The organism is Curtobacterium sp. 'Ferrero' (assembly GCF_002412165.1).
In the GTDB taxonomy this organism is placed as follows: Bacteria; Actinomycetota; Actinomycetes; order Actinomycetales; family Microbacteriaceae; genus Curtobacterium.
Genome location: NZ_NXIA01000025.1, coordinates 1 through 16,390, shown reverse-complemented (window position 1 = coordinate 16,390; position 16,390 = coordinate 1). Strand labels below are relative to the sequence as shown.

Genomic DNA, 16,390 nt, shown 5'->3' with positions numbered 1-16,390 from the left:
CCCCCGGGCCGCACGCCTGGGGACGCAGTCCGGTCGGTGACTACGCTCGGCGGCATGCAGAGTCGCCCCCTCGGCCGCACCGGCCGCTCAGTCTCCCCCGTCGGTCTCGGCACGTGGCAGTTCGGCGGTGACTGGGGTCCCGTCAGCGAGCAGGACGCCGCCGCCGTGATGGACGCCTCCGTCGAGGCCGGGGTCACCCTGTTCGACACCGCCGACGTCTACGGCGACGGTCGGAGCGAGCAGCTCATCGGGTCGTGGCGGGCCGCGAACCCGGACGTGCCGCTCACGATCGCCACCAAGATGGGTCGGCGGGCCGAGCAGGTGCCGTCGAACTACGTGGCCGCGAACTTCCGCGAGTGGGTCGACCGCTGCCGCCGGAACCTCCGCCAGGACACGCTCGACCTCGTCCAGCTGCACTGCCCGCCGACCGAGGTCTTCGCAGACGACGCCGTGTACGACGCCCTCGACGCGCTCGTCGCCGACGGCTCGGTCGCCGCCTACGGCGTCTCCGTCGAGACGGCCGACCAGGCCCTCACCGCGATCGCCCGGCCCGGCGTCGCGAGCGTCCAGATCATCCTCAACGCGTTCCGGTTGAAGCCGCTGGACCGGGTCCTCCCCGCCGCCCGGGAGGCAGGGGTCGCCGTCCTGGCGCGCGTCCCGCTGGCATCGGGGTTGCTCTCCGGCAGGTACACGGCTGACACGACCTTCCCCGAGCAGGACCACCGCAACTACAACCGGCACGGCGAGGCCTTCGACCAGGGCGAGACGTTCAGCGGCATCGACTTCGAGGACGGCGTCCGCGCGGCGCAGGCCTTCGCGGCGTCCCTGCCCGACGGCGTCTCGGTGCCCCAGGCCGCCATCGCCTGGGTCATCGCGCAGGACGGTGTCACGGCGGCGATCCCGGGAGCCCGCAACCCCGAGCAGGCACGGTCCAACGCGGGTGCCGGCTCGCTCCGCGAGGTCCCCGGCCTCGACCGCACCGTCCACGACCTGTACGACGAGTGGTTCCGCTCGTCGGTGCACGACCGGTGGTGAACACGACCGTCGCCCGCGTGTCCGCCGCGGTCGTGGGCGGGCTCGGCGCGGTGCTCGTCCTCGCCGGCTGCGCGACGGGTCCGGCGATCGGCCCGGTGGCGGGCGTGGGCGTGGGCGCGAGGACGACCGTCGACGCCCCGCCGTGGCCCGCCCCGACCGACCTCGCCGCACGGGCCGACGCCGCCGGACTGTCGAACGTGTGGGGGCAGCGCCTCGCCGAGCACGTGCACACCCACCTGACCGTCCTCGAGGGCGACACCCCCGTGACGGTGCCGGGGAACATCGGGCACTCGGACCGGCAGCGGTTCGCGGCGCAGATACACACGCACGACACCTCCGGCATCATCCACGTGGAGTCCCCGACGAAGGAGACGTTCACGCTCGGACAGTTCTTCGACGAGTGGGGTGTGACGTTCGACGCCTGGCACGTCGGGGGCCTCCGCGGCGAGACGACCGTGTGGGTCGACGGTCGCCGGTACTACGGCAACCCACGGTCGATCGAGCTGACGAACCTGCGGCAGGTCGTGATCGACGTGACCACGGTCGGCGAGGTACCGCACCGCCCGGCACCGTTCGACTGGCCACCGCAGTACCACTGAGGCGCAGCGGCGACGGGGCACACGGCCCCGTCGCCCGCGTACCCTGGCGACCATGACCGTGATCCGCACGGGGACGGACCTCGCCGCTGCCGAGGACGTCGCCGCCGGCATCGCCGCCCACGGCGAGCGCTACCTCGACCGGCTGTTCACCGCACGGGAACGTGACGACACCGGTGACGACCCGGAGCGGCTCGCCGCTCGCTTCGCCGCGAAGGAGGCGGTGGTCAAGCTGCTCCGCCCGGCCCGCTCCGACGGCGTCCCCCTGCGCGACGTCGCCGTCGTCCTCGACGAGGACGGCGCACCCGTCGTGGAGCTCTCCGGTGCCGCCGCCGCCCTGGCCGAGCGGACGGGATGCGGGCCGGTCTCGGTGTCCCTGTCCCACGAGCGCGGGCTGGCGGTCGCGGTCGCGGTCGCGCTGTCCGAGCGCTGATCGAGCCGCCTGTACACATCTTCAGGATCACGATCGCGGATGCGGTTTCGCGCACCCGGGGAGCGGTTTTCCGGGGCCGGTTCCGCCTTAGCGTTGCGGGCATGGACCAGGATCAGCAGACCTCCGCGAGCGCCGTCGCGCTCGCCGACCCCTCGACCGAACACGCCGTGCGGCGTGCGCTCGCCGACCACGGGCGTCTCACCGTCGACGCGTGGGACGTCGCGTCCATCGCGGACCTCTACGCGCTCGGGCTGACGTCGCACGCCACCGTGAACGTCATGCTCGCGGTCGAGAACGAGCTCGACGTCGAGTTCCCCGACAGCGTCCTCACGCGGTCGACCTTCGCGACGGTCGAGTCGATCGTGCAGGCCGCCGGACTGGCGGCGTGACGCTGCTCGAGGCGACGCCGCCCTCGGACGACGTCGCCGGCAGCGACCGCGGCGCGCGGTTCGCCGGTCGCACGGCGCTCGTCGCGGACGTCGCACGACTGTTCGCCGACGACGTCGACCGGGACGCACGCCCGCCGCGTGAGGCGATCGCCGCGATGCGGGAGCACGGGCTGCTCGGCGCGTCGGTCCCGGCCGAGTTCGGGGGCGAGGGCGCGACGCTCGCGGAGCTCTCCGTCATCGCCACCGAGCTGGGCCGTGCGTGCGCCGCGACGGCGATGGTGTTCGCCATGCACCACGGTCAGGCGATGGCCCTCTGGCGGAACGGTGGCGACGCCGCCGGCGTGACGACGCTCGTCGAGCGGGTCCGGGACGGTGCGTTGCTGGCGTCCTCGACGACCGAGAAGGGCATCGGCGGAGACGCGCGGCGCAGCACCTGCGCGCTCGAGCCCGACGCCACCGGACGCATCCGGCTCCGGAAGGACGCACCGGTGATCTCGTACGCCACGGAGGCGGACGCGATCCTCGTCACGGCCCGCAGCGACGTCGACGCCCCCGCGTCCGACCAGCGCCTCGTGGTGTGCCTGCCGGGTGACACCGTCCTGACGCAGACCTCCACCTGGGACACGCTCGGGCTCCGCGGCACCTGCAGCAACGGCTGGCTGCTCGACGCGGAGACCACCGTCGACCACGTCCTCCGCGACGACTACGCCCAGATCTCCGCCCGCACGGTGCTGCCGGTCTCGCACGTGCTCTGGGCCTCGGTCTGGCTCGGCATCGCCGCCGACGCCGCCGACCGGGCCCGGAAGGCAGTGCGCAAGCAGGCCCGCGCGGCGGTCGGCACGACGCCGCCGGGCGCGCTGCGGCTCGCCGAGCTCCTGGTCGAACTGCAGTCGCTGGCGGACACGGTGCGCCACGCCGCCCAGCGGTTCGACACCGTCGCGGACGACGTCGCCGTGCTCGACTCCCCCGCGTTCGCCCTCGCCGCGAACGCCCTCAAGGTGGGTGCATCCGAACGGGTCACCGACCTCGTCACCAAGGCGCTGCGCATCGTCGGGATCGCCGGGTACGCCGCCGGCGGTCCGACCAGCCTCGGCCGCCACCTCCGGGACGCGAACGGGGCCGCCGTCATGGTGAGCAACGACCGCCTCCTCCACAACGACGCCGGACTGGCGCTCATGACGGGAGCCATCCTGTGACCATCCACCTCAGCACCGACCTCGACAGCGCCCGTGCCGCGCTCCGCGAGGGCCTGCTCTCCGACGGGGTCCTCATCGACCTGGGTTCGCCCGGCCTGTACGGCCGCACCGGCGTCTTCGAGCGCGTCTACGGCGCCGTCGACGCCGCGGCCGTCCGCAGCCAGGCCGACCTGCACGCCGACGTGCTGCGCTTCCCGCCGGTCGAGCCGCTCGCCTCGTTCGAGCGCACCGACTACATCGCCTCGTTCCCCGACCTGGCGGCGTCGATCTCCGGCTTCACCGGCGACGACCGCACGCACCGGGCACTCCTCGCCGCCCGCGAGCGCGGGGAGCGGTGGGAGACCTTCCTCGAGCCGGCCGACCTCATGCTGACGCCGGCCGTGTGCCACCCGGTGTACGGCCTCGTCGGCGACACGGTCCCGCAGGCCGGCCGCACCTTCGACATCGTCGGCGACTCGTTCCGCCGCGAGCCCTCCCTCGACCCGATGCGTCTGCAGGCGTTCCACATGCACGAGTTCGTGCACATCGGCACGCAGGAAGCTGCGCGGGCCCACCGCGACGACCGCATCCCGGTGATGCGCGACCTGCTCGAGTCGTTCGGGCTCGAGATCGACGTGGTCCCCGCGAACGACCCCTTCTTCGGCCGGGTCGGGCAGATGCTCGCCCGCAACCAGGTCGAGCAGGCGCTCAAGTTCGAGTTCGTCACCCCGGTGTACGGGCCCGACCACGACGCCACCGCGATCAGCTCCGCGAACCTGCACGAGGACCACTTCGGCACCTCGTTCGGGATCCGCACCGCCGACGGCGAGGTCGCCCACAGCGCATGCATCGCCTTCGGCCTCGAGCGCATCACCATCGCCCTGTTCGCCGCCCACGGCACGGACCCCGACGCCTGGCCGTCGGATGTCCGCGCAGCGCTCGCCCTGTGAGCGTCCGGCACGGTTGGTCGGGACGCCCCGCGCTGCGGGTCGCCCTGCACCTGCCCGCCGCCGCACGCGCCGGGGTCGTCGTGGTCCCCCCGCTCGGCCAGGAGGGCGTCATCGCGTACCGCACCCTCCGGCTGCTGGCGGACCGTCTGGAGGCCCGTGGCGTGGCCTCCGTCCGCTACGACCCGTCCGGACGTGGGGACGCCGCCCCCGACACCGACCCGTACGCGCAGGTCCGGTCCGCGGGACACGCGGCCGCGCTGCTGCGCAGCGCCGGCGTCGACCGGATCGCGTTCGTCGGCCTCGCCTCCGCCGCGCTCGTCGCCGCGCAGGCCGCCGGTGACGACGACGGCCTGGTGCTCTGGGACGCTCCGGCGTCCGGCCGGGCGTGGCTCCGCGGGCAGCGGGCCCTGGCGACCATGACGATCGGACCGGACCGGGTGCTCGACGGGTACGAGACCCTCGTCGGCATCGACGTCGACGACGCCGAGGCCGAGGTCCTCGGAGCACTCGCGTACGCCCCGCGCGCGGCACCGACGGCGGTGTTCGCGCGGCCCGGTCAGCCCGCACCGAAGCGGCTCGGCGCCGTGGAGCGCGTGGAGGTGCCGGGGAGCGCCGAGCTCCTCGACCGCACGAGCATGCACGCCCGCATCCCCGACGACGCCGTCGAGGCCGTGGTCGACTGGCTCGACGCCTGGGCCCCCGACACCGCCCGTCCTGTGACGCCACCGCCGCTCGACGAGGTCCTCGACGTGGACGGCCGGGTCTCGGAGCGCATCGTCCGCATCGGCCCGGCAGAGCTCTTCGGCATCGAGACGGTGTCGAGCGTGCAGGACCACGACGCCCCCGTCGTGGTGCTCCACAACGGCTCCGCCGAGCACCGCGTGGGCGCGACCGACTACCAGGTGGCGCTCGCCCGCGACCTCGCCCGCGACGGCGCCCGCGTCATCCGACTCGACCGACGCGGGACGGGTGAGAGCTCGACGGTCCGCCCGGACGAACGCGACTTCATGTTCGCGCAGGAGTGGATCGACGACCAGTCCGACGTCCTGCAGGCCCTCGACGTGCCCTCGGAGCGGCTCGCCCTCGTCGGCATGTGCGCCGGTGCCTGGCTCGCCGGCCGCGCCGTGGACGAGTCGCCGCGGCTCGTCGTCGAGATCAGCCCGAACGACTACCGCCGGACCCCCGCCGCCCCCGGGAGCTACGCCGACCACGTGCGCGCGGTCGACGAGCCCTCGGACCTCCGGCGTCGGCTGCGCGAGCAGTACAACCGGTGGGTGCCGAAGGGACTGCGCGACCGCGTCGCCCGCCGGGACCGCGCCGGCGGAGTCGTCGGCCACGTGGCGCCGCTCGTGCGGCACGGGAGCGAGGTCGTCCTGATCGTCGCCCCGGAGGACGCCGAGCTGTTCGACCGGCTCGGCGGCCGGCGTGCGCTGCGCCGCTTCGGGGACGCGGTCGACGTCGTGCGGGTGCCCGACGGCGACCACGCACTGTTCTCGCCCCACATGCGTGCCGCCGTCCGGGCCGAGGTGCGCGCCCGCGTCGCCGCGACCTTCCCCGCCCGGGTCTGACGGGCGGCCGACCGCGCCGCTCGGCCGGACCCCCGCTCGGCCGGGCGTCACGTTCGGCCGGGCCCCCGCTCGGCCGCTGTCGTGCGACGGCACCGTCGTCGCACGACAGCGACAGCGACGTTCCTGCCGACCGCAACCGTCGCGCGCACCGCACCACGACGCGACCGCTGTCGCACGACAGCGACGGCGTCGTCCCTCCCGACCGCGACCGTCGCACGGCGTCGTCAGGGGACGAGGAGTCGCGCCACCGCGCCCGGGTGCTCGACGTGCGCGAAGTGGCCGCAGTCGTCCAGCAGGACCGTCCGGGCGTGCGGCACGGCGGTCCGCAGCTCGTCGAGGTCGGTCGGCCGGGCGAACACGTCGTCGCGCCCGAGCACCGCGACGACCGGGCACGCGATGCTCCGCCACCGGTCGGTGTCGTACGCCGCGGCCGCACGTGCCGCCGCGAGGAACTCGCGCGGACGCAGCTCCCGGACGAAGGCGTCGAGGACGCTGCGGTCGAGCCGCCGCACGTGCGTGAACACCGGCGCGGCGAGCACCCGCAGCAGCCCGACCGCCGCGGCCGCACGGAGCAACGGCACCGCGGCCCGTCCGGTGACGAGCAGTCCCGCGCGCAGGAGGGTGTAGGCCGGCAGCGACCGGAGCGCGGGCCACGGGTGCCGGGCGGCCCGGACGGTCGCGGCGGTCGTCGGTGACACCAGCGCGATCGACCGCACGCGTCCCGGCAGCACGACGGCCAGGTGCAGCGCCACGAACGCGCCCATCGAGTGCCCGACGACGTGCACGGGGCCGGTGTCGAGCGTGTCGAGCACGGCGGCCACGACCTCGACCGCGACGGCGAGCGGGATCGGCTCGGACGGGGCCGGCGACGCACCCCACCCCGGCAGGTCGACGAGGACGACGCCACGTCCGCGGAACCCGTCGACGGCGTCGAGCAACGGCGTCCACGTGGTCCAGGACCCGGCGACGCCGTGCAGGAGCAGGACGGGATCGGGGCCGGGTCGGTGGTGGACGACGACCGGTCCGACGCCCGTGGCGACGTCCGTGCGGACGAGGTCCCACCGGGCGGGCTCGTCACGCAGGGGGAACGGCGCGTACGCGCCGCCCTCGGAGGCGACCACGTCGTCGACGGGTCGTCCGTCGATCCGCTGCACCGTGCCTCCAGACTGTCCGGACGCGTCAGCGTCCGCGTGGAGTGTTCGGAGCGCTAGCCGACGGGGACGGGTGCCGCGCACGCGGCGAGGCGGTCGAGCGCGGCGCGGTACTCCGCGACGTCGCGCTGCCGACCCGGCTCGGTGATGATCGAGGCCTTGATCCGGCCCTGCACGTCGATGACGAACGTCGCCCGGGTGGCGAAGCCCTTGTGCTCGAGGAACACGCCGTACTCCTTCGACACGGCGCCGTGCGGCCAGAAGTCGGCGAGCAGCTCGAAGTCGTAGCCGTTGGCCTGCGCGAACGAGCGGAGCGTGGCCTTCGAGTCGACGGAGACGGCGACGAGCTCGACGCGCTGGTCCTGGAACATCGCGATGTTGTCCTGCAGGGCGCAGAGCTCGTCCGTGCAGGTCGAGGAGAACGCGAGCGGGAAGAAGACGAGCGCGACGGGGCGGATCCCGCGGAAGTCGCTGAGGCGGACGTGCTCCCCGAACTGGTTCGGGAGCTCGAAGTCCGGCGCGAGTGAGCCGATCTCCAGTGCCATCGGTGCGTGTGCTTCTTCCTCGAGCGTGGTGTGTGCCCGTGTCGCGTGCAGGCGCGGGTCACGCGTGCACGATCGGCAATCGTACGCCGACGGCACCCGAATGCAAGCACCTGTCCACGTGCACGTCACCATCAGCCTGGCGGTCGGTGGTGGGGCCTAGAGTGGTGTGGGTTTCCATCAGGTCGGACCCGACCGCCGGAACCCACCATGTCCACCACCACGAGAACGAACGAGGTCAAGGGTGACGGTGAACGACCAGGACCCGTACAGCGCCGGCAGCGACGACCAGGACCCGGAGGAGACCGCCGAGTGGCGTGAGTCCCTCGACGGCCTGGTGCAGACCCACGGCCACCAGCGCGGCCGCGAGATCATGCTCAGCCTGCTCAAGCGGTCCAAGGAACTGCACCTCGGTGTGCCGATGGTCCCCACGACGGACTACGTCAACACCATCGCTCCGGAGAACGAGCCCGAGTTCCCCGGCGACGAGGAGCTCGAGCGCCGCTACCGCCGGTGGATCCGCTGGAACGCCGCGATCACGGTGCACCGCGCCCAGCGTCCGGGCATCGCCGTCGGCGGCCACATCTCGACCTACGCGTCGAGCGCCGCGATGTACGAGGTCGGCTACAACCACTTCTTCCGTGCGCAGGACCACCCGTCCGGCGGTGACCAGGTCTTCTTCCAGGGCCACGCCTCCCCCGGCATGTACGCCCGCGCCTACATGGAGGGCCGCCTCAGCGAGGACCAGCTCGACGGCTTCCGCCAGGAGAAGTCCCACGCCGGCGGCGGGCTGTCGTCCTACCCGCACCCGCGCCTGATGCCGCACTTCTGGCAGTTCCCGACCGTGTCGATGGGCATCGGCCCGATCAACGCGATCTACCAGGCGCAGCAGGCCAAGTACCTGTCCAACCGTGGCATCAAGGACGCCTCCGACCAGCAGGTCTGGGCGTTCCTCGGCGACGGCGAGATGGACGAGGTCGAGTCGCGCGGCCAGCTCCAGGTCGCGGCCAACGACGGGCTCGACAACCTGAACTTCGTCATCAACTGCAACCTGCAGCGACTCGACGGCCCGGTCCGCGGCAACGGCAAGATCATCCAGGAGCTCGAGGCCTTCTTCCGCGGAGCCGGCTGGAACGTCATCAAGGTGATCTGGGGCCGCGAGTGGGACGACCTCCTCGCCCGCGACACCGAGGGCGCGCTGCTCAACCTCATGAACGCCACGCCCGACGGCGACTACCAGACGTACAAGGCCGAGAACGGCGCGTACGTCCGCGAGAACTTCTTCGGCCGCGACCCGCGCGCGCTCCAGCTCGTCGAGGACTACTCCGACGACCAGATCTGGAACCTCAAGCGCGGTGGCCACGACTACCGCAAGGTCTACGCCGCGTTCAAGGCCGCGACCGAGCACAAGGGCCAGCCGACCGTCATCCTCGCGAAGACGGTCAAGGGCTACGGCCTCGGACCGAGCTTCGAGGGCCGCAACGCGACCCACCAGATGAAGAAGCTCACGCTCGACAACCTCAAGCAGTTCCGCGACGAGATGCGCATCCCGATCACGGACGCGCAGCTCGAGGAGGACCCGTACACGCCGCCGTACTACCACCCGGGCAACGACGACGAGGCGATCCAGTACATGCACGAGCGTCGCCGCGAGCTCGGCGGCTACGTGCCGGAGCGCCGGACGAAGTACACGCAGGTCTCCCTGCCCGACGACTCGAAGTACCAGGTCGTCAAGAAGGGTTCCGGCAAGCAGGAGGTCGCCACGACGATGGCGTTCGCCCGCCTGCTGAAGGACCTGCTCCGCTCGCCCGACTTCGGCGACCGCGTGGTCCCGATCATCCCGGACGAGGCCCGGACGTTCGGCATGGACGCCTACTTCCCGACCGCGAAGATCTACAACCCGAACGGTCAGCACTACACCTCGGTCGACCGCGAGCTCCTCCTGGCCTACAAGGAGAGCCCGTCCGGCCAGATCATCCACGTCGGCATCAACGAGGCCGGTGCGCTGGCCGCGTTCACCGCCGTCGGCACCTCGTACTCGACGCAGGGCGAGCCGCTCATCCCGGTCTACGTCTTCTACTCGCAGTTCGGGTTCCAGCGGACCGGTGACGCGATCTGGGCCGCGGGCGACCAGATGACGCGCGGGTTCATGATCGGTGCGACCGCCGGTCGCACCACCCTGACCGGTGAGGGCCTGCAGCACGCCGACGGCCACTCGCTGCTCCTCGCGGCGACGAACCCGGCCGTGGTGTCCTACGACCCCGCCTACGGGTACGAGATCGGCCACATCGTCAAGTCGGGCCTCGAGCGCATGTACGGCACGAACGAGGACGGCTCGCCGAAGCACGCCGACCCGAACGTCATGTACTACCTGACGGTCTACAACGAGCCGCTCGTGCAGCCGGCCGAGCCCGAGGGCGTCGACGTCGAGGGCATCGTCAAGGGCATGTACCTGCTCAAGCCGAGCGAGCACGACGGCCCGAAGGCCCAGCTGCTCGCGTCCGGTGTCGCCGTGCCGTGGATCCTCGAGGCGCAGCAGCTCCTCGCCGAGGACTGGGGCGTGTCGGCCGACGTCTGGAGCGTCACGAGCTGGGGCGAGCTGTACCGCGACGGTCTCGACGCGGAGCAGCAGGCGTTCCTCAACCCGAACGAGCAGCCGCGCACCCCGTACGTCACCGAGCGCCTCCTCGGCACCGAGGGCCCGGTCGTCGCGGTCAGCGACTTCATGCACGCCGTGCAGGAGCAGATCCGCCCGTTCGTCCCGACCGACTACGCCACGCTCGGCGCGGACGGCTTCGGGTTCTCGGACACCCGTCCCGCGGCGCGACGCTTCTTCCACATCGACGGCCCCTCGGTCGTCGTGCGGACGCTGCAGCAGCTCGCGAAGCAGGGCAAGGTCGACCACGCGCTCGTGCAGCAGGCGATCGACAAGTACCGCCTGCACGACGTGACCGCCGGCACCACGGGCAGCGCCGGCGGCGAGAGCTGACGACGACGTGACGTCGGTCCACCCCGACACCGAGAGCCAGGAGAGCGCGAAGCAACGCGCGCTCTCCTGGCTCCGTCAGGTGTCCGGAGAACTCTCCACCGCCACCATCAAGCGGCTGGAGGACACGCTCCCCTGGTACAGCGAGATGCCGCCCGGACGCCGGTCCGCGGTGGGGCTCGTGGCGCAGGCGGGCATCACGTCGTTCATCGGGTGGCTCGAGGGCACCTCGTCGACACCGTGGATCGCCGCGGCCGACGTGTTCGGCTCGGCGCCCCGGGAGCTCCTGCGCTCGGTGAGCCTGCAGCAGACCCTGCAGCTCATCCGCGTCGTGGTGACGGTCGTCGAGGAACGGGCGAAGGACGACGAGATGCTGCAGGAGGCGATCCTGAAGTACTCGCGGGACATCGCCTTCGCGGCCGCCGACGTCTACGCCCGCGCCGCCGAGGCCCGCGGACTGTGGGACGCGCGGCTCGAAGCCCTCGTGGTCGACTCGATCCTCTCGGGCGAGTACGACGACGAACTGCCCTCCCGCATCGCGGCGCTCGGCTGGCACGGCCACGGCGAGGTCGCGGTCCTGGTCGGCACGGCACCGAAGCAGCTCGAGGTCGACCAGATCCGTCGCACGGCCCGGCACATGGACGCCGACGTGCTCATCGGCGTGCAGGGATCGCGCCTCGTCGTGGTCATCGGCCGGGCGACCCCGCGCGACGACGTGCCCGAGGGCGAGGACCCGGTGTCGTTCACCGCCATCGCCCAGGCGCTCGAGCCGTCGTTCGGCGAGGGCCACCTGGTGCTCGGCAACGAGGTCACCGGGGTCGTCGACGCGTCGACGAGCGCCAAGGCGGCCCTCGCCGGCTTCGCGGTGGCGCGGGCGTGGCGCGGGGCTCCCCGTCCGGCGCTCGCGGACGACCTGCTCCCCGAGCGGGCGCTGGCGGGCGACCCGCTCGCCCGGTCGGCCCTCGTGCAGCGCATCTACGTGCCGCTCAAGGACCAGTCCACCGAGCTCCTGCAGACGCTGTGGTGCTACCTCGACACCGGCCGGTCACTCGAAGCGACGGCCCGCGAGCTCTTCGTGCACCCGAACACCGTCCGCTACCGCCTGCGCCGGGTGGCGGACATCATCGGCTGGGACGCCACCCACGCCCGCGACGCCCTGATCGTGCAGTCGGCGCTCATCCTCGGGGCGATGTCCGAGTCGGCGTCCGGCCGACGTCGGCTGCCGCACCGACGGTGACCTGCCCGGCAGCCGCGCGCCGGCAGCGACACGCACCGGGCGCACGTCCGCGTGCAGGACATCGCACAAGGTCTCGGCGGGATTCGTGTGGGAAGTCCACACGGGTACGACGACCGCTCCCCGGCAGGATTGTCCGGTGATCGTCGTCGTCGCGCCCGGACAGGGCTCCCAGACCCCCGGCTTCCTCGCCCCCTGGCTCGAGGACGCCTCCGTGCGAGAGCGCCTCGGAGCGTGGTCGGACGCCGTCGGGGTCGACCTCGTGCAGCACGGGACCGTCTCCGACGCCGAGACCATCAAGGACACCGCACTCGCACAGCCGCTCATCGTCGCGGCGGGCCTCATCACGGCCGACGCCCTGCTCGCCGACGGTCGGCGTGCGCTCGTCGGCGGGGTCGCCGGGCACTCGGTCGGCGAGTTCACCGCGGCCGCGGTCGCCGGCATCCTCGAACCGGCCGACGCCCTGTCGCTCGTCGCCGAGCGCGGTCGCGCGATGGCCGACGCCGCCGCGCTCGAGCCGACCTCGATGGCCGCCGTCCTCGGCGGGGACGCGGACGAGGTCGCCGCTGCGCTCGAGTCCCACGGGCTCGTCCCCGCGAACCACAACGGTGGCGGACAGACCGTCGTCGCCGGTGCCGCGGACGCGATCGCCGCCCTCGCGGCCGAGCCGCCCGCCAAGGCCCGCGTCGTGCCGCTCGCCGTCGCCGGCGCCTTCCACACCCGGTACATGGCCCCCGCGGTCGAGCGGGTCGCCCCCGTGGCCGCCGCCGCGCCCGTGCAGGACCCGACGCTCCCGATCTGGACGAACGCGGACGGCTCCCGGGTCGACGACGGACGCCGGTTCGTCGACCTGGCGGTGCAGCAGATCGCGAACCCCGTGCACTGGGACGCCGTGATGGAGTCCTTCTCCGCCGCGGGCGTCACCGGCATCATCGAGCTGGCCCCGGCCGGTGCCCTCGTCGGCCTCGCGAAGCGTGGCCTGCGCGGCACCCCGACCGTGGCGATCAAGACCCCCGAGGACCTGCCCGCAGCCGTCGAGCTGCTGCAGTCCGCGACCACGGAAGCAGAGGCGACCGCGTGACGGACGCGACCCCCGAGACCGACCCGACCACCGCCTCCCGGCCGGTGCTGCAGCAGCGCCGCGGTCACGAGTTCACCCGCATCCTCGCGTTCGGCGCGGCCCGCGGCGAGAACGTCGTGCCGAACGACGACCTCGTCGGCCCGATCGACTCCTCCGACGAGTGGATCCGGCAGCGCACCGGCATCGTCACCCGCAAGCGCGCGGGCAAGGACGTCGAGGCCGTCGACCTCGCCGAGGTCGCCGCGCGCGAGGCGATCGCGAAGGCCGGCATCGAGCCGTCGCAGATCGGCGTCGTCCTGGTGAGCACCGTGACGCACACCGTCGCGACCCCGTCGATGGCGTCGCTGCTGGCCGAGCGGCTCGGTGCGACGCCCGCGGCGGCGTACGACGTCAGCGCCGCGTGCGCCGGGTACGCGTACGGCATCGCACAGGCGGACTCCTTCATCAAGTCCGGGCTCGCCGACCACGTGCTCGTCGTGGGCGCCGAGAAGCTCAGCGACGTCGTCGACCCGACCGACCGCTCGATCTCGTTCCTCCTCGGCGACGGGGCCGGAGCGGCGGTCGTCGGCCCGAGCGACCAGCCCGGCATCGCGCCGACGATCTGGGGCTCGGACGGCTCGAAGTGGGACGCCATCGGCATGACGGCGACCTACAACGAGTGGGCCGCGGGCGCTTCCCGTCCGACCATGCGGCAGGCCGGCCAGACGGTCTTCCGCTGGGCGGTCTGGGAGATGGTGAAGGTGGCGCGCGAGGCACTCGAGGCCGCGGGCATCACCGCGTCGGACCTCGCCGCGTTCGTGCCGCACCAGGCGAACATCCGCATCATCGACGAGTTCGCCAAGCAGCTCGGCCTACCCGACACGGTGGAGATCGCCCGCGACATCACCACCACCGGCAACACCTCCGCCGCGAGCATCCCGCTCGCGACGCACCGCCTGCTCGAGGAACACCCCGAGCTCTCCGGCGGCCTCGCGCTGCAGATCGGCTTCGGTGCCGGTCTCGTGTTCGGCGCACAGGTCGTCGTCCTCCCCTAGCCACCATCCGGTCGGGCTCCGGCTCGGCCGCCCGTCCGGGGTCGCGCCGCGATCCCCCGCCTGCCTCCGGGCGCCCGCACCACGAGTGCCCTAGGCTGGTCCACGGTCAAACGACACCCCCTCAAGGAGAATCCCCATGGCCCTGTCCAACGAAGAAGTCCTCGCCGGCCTGGCCGAGCTGATCAACGACGAGACCGGCATCGCGACCGACACCGTCGCGGCCGACAAGTCGTTCACCGACGACCTCGACATCGACTCGATCTCGATGATGACCATCGTCGTGAACGCCGAGGAGAAGTTCGACGTGAAGATCCCCGACGAAGAGGTCAAGAACCTCAAGACCGTCGGCGACGCCGTCGACTACATCGTCAAGGCGCAGGCCTGACGCGAGCTTCCTGAGCGCCGCGGCCCCGGCGGACCAGCCGCGGGTCGCGGCGCTCACCTCGTCCACCCCCGGATCGGCCCGATCCGGTCCCTGACGGCTCGGCACCAGCCGACGTCCGCCGGACCGGCACCGCCCGTCCATCCACGGCCCGGCGTTCGTCGGCCCGCCCCGGCTCCGTCCGGCACCGCCACGAGCGGCCGGACGTCCTCACGAAAGAACACGTCGTTCCATGACCAACAAGACCGTCGTCGTCACCGGGATCGGTGCGATCACACCCCTCGCCGCGACCGCCCCGGAGACGTGGGAGGCGCTGCTCGCCGGCAAGTCCGGCATCACCCGCATCGAGGACCCGCGCTACGCCGAGCTCGAGCTCCCCGTCGAGTTCGCCGGCCAGGCGCGCCGGTTCGTCACCGACCAGCTCACCCGCCCGGAGACCAAGCGCTTCGACCCGTCGTCGCAGCTCTCCCTGATCGCGGCGCGCGAGGCCTGGGCCGACGCCGGCATCGACGCCGAATCCGTCGTGCCCGAGCGGCTCATCGTCGACTGGGCGACCGGCATCGGCGGCGTGAACACGCTGCTCGACGCCTGGGACACCCTCCGCGAGAAGGGTCCGCGCCGCGTCATGCCGATGACCGTCCCGATGCTCATGGCGAACGGCCCGGCCGCCGCCATCGAGATGGAGTTCGGCGCCCGCGGCGGTGCCCGTACCTACCTGTCGGCGTGCGCGTCGAGCACCGAGTCCCTCGCCGAGGCCTACCGCCACGTCGCGACGGGCGAGGCCGACATCGTCATCGCCGGTGGTGCCGAGGCCGCCCTGCACCCGCTGCCCCTCGCGGCGTTCGCGGCCATGCAGGCCCTGTCCCGTCGCAACGACTCCCCCGAGACCGCCTCGCGTCCGTACGACGTCACGCGTGACGGCTTCGTGCTCGGTGACGGCGCGGCGGCGCTCATCCTCGAGACCAAGGAGCACGCCGAGGCCCGCGGCGCGAAGATCTACGCCGAGATCGCCGGTGCCGGCATCACCTCGGACGCGTTCCACATCACCGCCCCGGACCCCGAGGGCAGCGCTGCGGCACGCGCCGTCATCATCGCGCTCGAGCACGCCGGTGCCGCCCGCGAGGACGTCGTCCACGTCAACGCCCACGCCACGTCCACCCCGGTCGGCGACGTCGCGGAGTACCACGCGATGCGCCGGGTCTTCGGCGACCACCTCGACGACGTCGTTGTCTCGGCCACGAAGGCGTCGACCGGACACCTGCTCGGTGGTGCCGGTGCGATCGAGGCCGTCTTCACCGTCCTCGCGCTGCACGAGCGGGTCGCGCCGCCGACGATCAACCTCACCGACCAGGACCCGGAGATCGTCATGGACGTCGCGCGCGAGCCGCGTCAGCTGCCCGATGGCGACCTGCTCGCGGTGAGCAACTCGTTCGGCTTCGGCGGGCACAACGCCGTGGTCGCGTTCCGCAACGTCTAGTCACCTGGGCGCGGACACCGCGTCCGTCCGGCCTGGAGGCCCGTCCCGCGTCGCGGGGGCGGGCCTCCGCTCGTTCCGTGGCCGGTCCGGCGCGCCCCGCGCGTGCGCGCGCTGGCGGGGGTCGCGAAACCCGCGTGCGCGCGCTGGCGGGGGTCGCGAAAGCGACAGACGCGACGGCGCGTGCGCATCGCATCTGTCGCTTTCCCGAGACGCGATCTGTCGCTTTCGCGAAAGCGACAGATCGCCGCGCGCGGCGCTCACGCATCTGTCGCTTTCGCGAAAGCGACAGCAGGAGCGGGCGGGCCGCGGCGGGGCGGGCGGGCCGGGCCGGGGCCGGGCGGGCGGCTGGGGGCCGGG

At 72.9% G+C, this 16,390-nt stretch carries 15 protein-coding genes; 13 read left to right on the top strand and 2 right to left on the bottom strand.

Annotated features, from left to right (window positions below):
- The first annotated feature begins 54 nt into the window (after positions 1-54).
- From Csp2054_RS15830 to Csp2054_RS15800, 7 genes are all read left to right on the top strand, one after another.
- On the top strand, positions 55-1,035 hold the full coding sequence (locus Csp2054_RS15830; protein WP_096900423.1) for an aldo/keto reductase: 981 nt from the start codon (positions 55-57) through the stop codon (positions 1,033-1,035).
- Positions 1,032-1,634: a hypothetical protein gene (locus Csp2054_RS15825; protein ID WP_141399295.1), complete on the top strand. Its 603-nt coding sequence runs from the start codon at positions 1,032-1,034 to the stop codon at positions 1,632-1,634. The genes Csp2054_RS15830 and Csp2054_RS15825 overlap by 4 nt, the downstream gene beginning before the upstream one ends.
- Positions 1,635-1,686: 52 nt before the next feature.
- Complete coding sequence (locus Csp2054_RS15820; RefSeq protein ID WP_217990941.1) at positions 1,687-2,064, top strand: holo-ACP synthase; 378 nt, start codon at positions 1,687-1,689, stop codon at positions 2,062-2,064.
- A gap of 101 nt (positions 2,065-2,165) precedes the next feature.
- Positions 2,166-2,453, top strand: coding sequence for an acyl carrier protein (locus Csp2054_RS15815; RefSeq protein WP_096900421.1), 288 nt, complete (start codon positions 2,166-2,168; stop codon positions 2,451-2,453).
- On the top strand, positions 2,450-3,649 hold the full coding sequence (locus Csp2054_RS15810) for an acyl-CoA dehydrogenase family protein (RefSeq protein ID WP_217990940.1): 1,200 nt from the start codon (positions 2,450-2,452) through the stop codon (positions 3,647-3,649). Before Csp2054_RS15815 ends, Csp2054_RS15810 begins: the two co-directional genes overlap by 4 nt.
- The gene (locus Csp2054_RS15805) at positions 3,646-4,578 is read left to right on the top strand and encodes an amino acid--[acyl-carrier-protein] ligase (RefSeq protein WP_096900420.1); all 933 of its coding nucleotides are present in this window, start codon (positions 3,646-3,648) and stop codon (positions 4,576-4,578) included. The genes Csp2054_RS15810 and Csp2054_RS15805 overlap by 4 nt, the downstream gene beginning before the upstream one ends.
- Positions 4,575-6,146, top strand: a complete 1,572-nt coding sequence (locus tag Csp2054_RS15800; RefSeq protein WP_176491753.1) for an alpha/beta hydrolase — start codon at positions 4,575-4,577, stop codon at positions 6,144-6,146. The genes Csp2054_RS15805 and Csp2054_RS15800 overlap by 4 nt, the downstream gene beginning before the upstream one ends.
- Before the next feature lie 224 nt (positions 6,147-6,370).
- On the opposite strand, the gene Csp2054_RS15795 is transcribed toward Csp2054_RS15800, so the two are convergent.
- The gene (locus Csp2054_RS15795) at positions 6,371-7,300 is read right to left on the bottom strand and encodes an alpha/beta fold hydrolase (RefSeq protein WP_096900418.1); all 930 of its coding nucleotides are present in this window, start codon (positions 7,298-7,300) and stop codon (positions 6,371-6,373) included.
- Positions 7,301-7,353: 53 nt separating this feature from the next.
- Positions 7,354-7,842, bottom strand: a complete 489-nt coding sequence (locus Csp2054_RS15790) for a peroxiredoxin (protein ID WP_096900417.1) — start codon at positions 7,840-7,842, stop codon at positions 7,354-7,356.
- 241 nt (positions 7,843-8,083) lie between these two features.
- On the opposite strand from Csp2054_RS15790, the gene aceE reads away from it, so the two are divergent.
- The 6 genes from aceE to Csp2054_RS15760 all read left to right on the top strand — a co-directional run bounded on the left by aceE (position 8,084) and on the right by Csp2054_RS15760 (position 16,033).
- Complete coding sequence (gene aceE, locus Csp2054_RS15785; protein WP_096900416.1) at positions 8,084-10,828, top strand: pyruvate dehydrogenase (acetyl-transferring), homodimeric type; 2,745 nt, start codon at positions 8,084-8,086, stop codon at positions 10,826-10,828.
- A 7-nt stretch (positions 10,829-10,835) separates the two neighbouring features.
- Positions 10,836-12,062 (top strand): PucR family transcriptional regulator, encoded by a 1,227-nt coding sequence (locus Csp2054_RS15780; protein ID WP_096900415.1) that lies wholly within the window; start codon positions 10,836-10,838, stop codon positions 12,060-12,062.
- Positions 12,063-12,198: 136 nt separating this feature from the next.
- Positions 12,199-13,140: an ACP S-malonyltransferase gene (locus Csp2054_RS15775; RefSeq protein WP_096900414.1), complete on the top strand. Its 942-nt coding sequence runs from the start codon at positions 12,199-12,201 to the stop codon at positions 13,138-13,140.
- The gene (locus Csp2054_RS15770) at positions 13,137-14,174 is read left to right on the top strand and encodes a beta-ketoacyl-ACP synthase III (protein ID WP_411897162.1); all 1,038 of its coding nucleotides are present in this window, start codon (positions 13,137-13,139) and stop codon (positions 14,172-14,174) included. Before Csp2054_RS15775 ends, Csp2054_RS15770 begins: the two co-directional genes overlap by 4 nt.
- Positions 14,175-14,310: 136 nt before the next feature.
- Positions 14,311-14,559, top strand: a complete 249-nt coding sequence (locus tag Csp2054_RS15765; protein WP_022903951.1) for an acyl carrier protein — start codon at positions 14,311-14,313, stop codon at positions 14,557-14,559.
- Positions 14,560-14,788: 229 nt separating this feature from the next.
- The gene (locus Csp2054_RS15760; protein WP_096900413.1) at positions 14,789-16,033 is read left to right on the top strand and encodes a beta-ketoacyl-[acyl-carrier-protein] synthase family protein; all 1,245 of its coding nucleotides are present in this window, start codon (positions 14,789-14,791) and stop codon (positions 16,031-16,033) included.
- Positions 16,034-16,390: the final 357 nt, after the last annotated feature.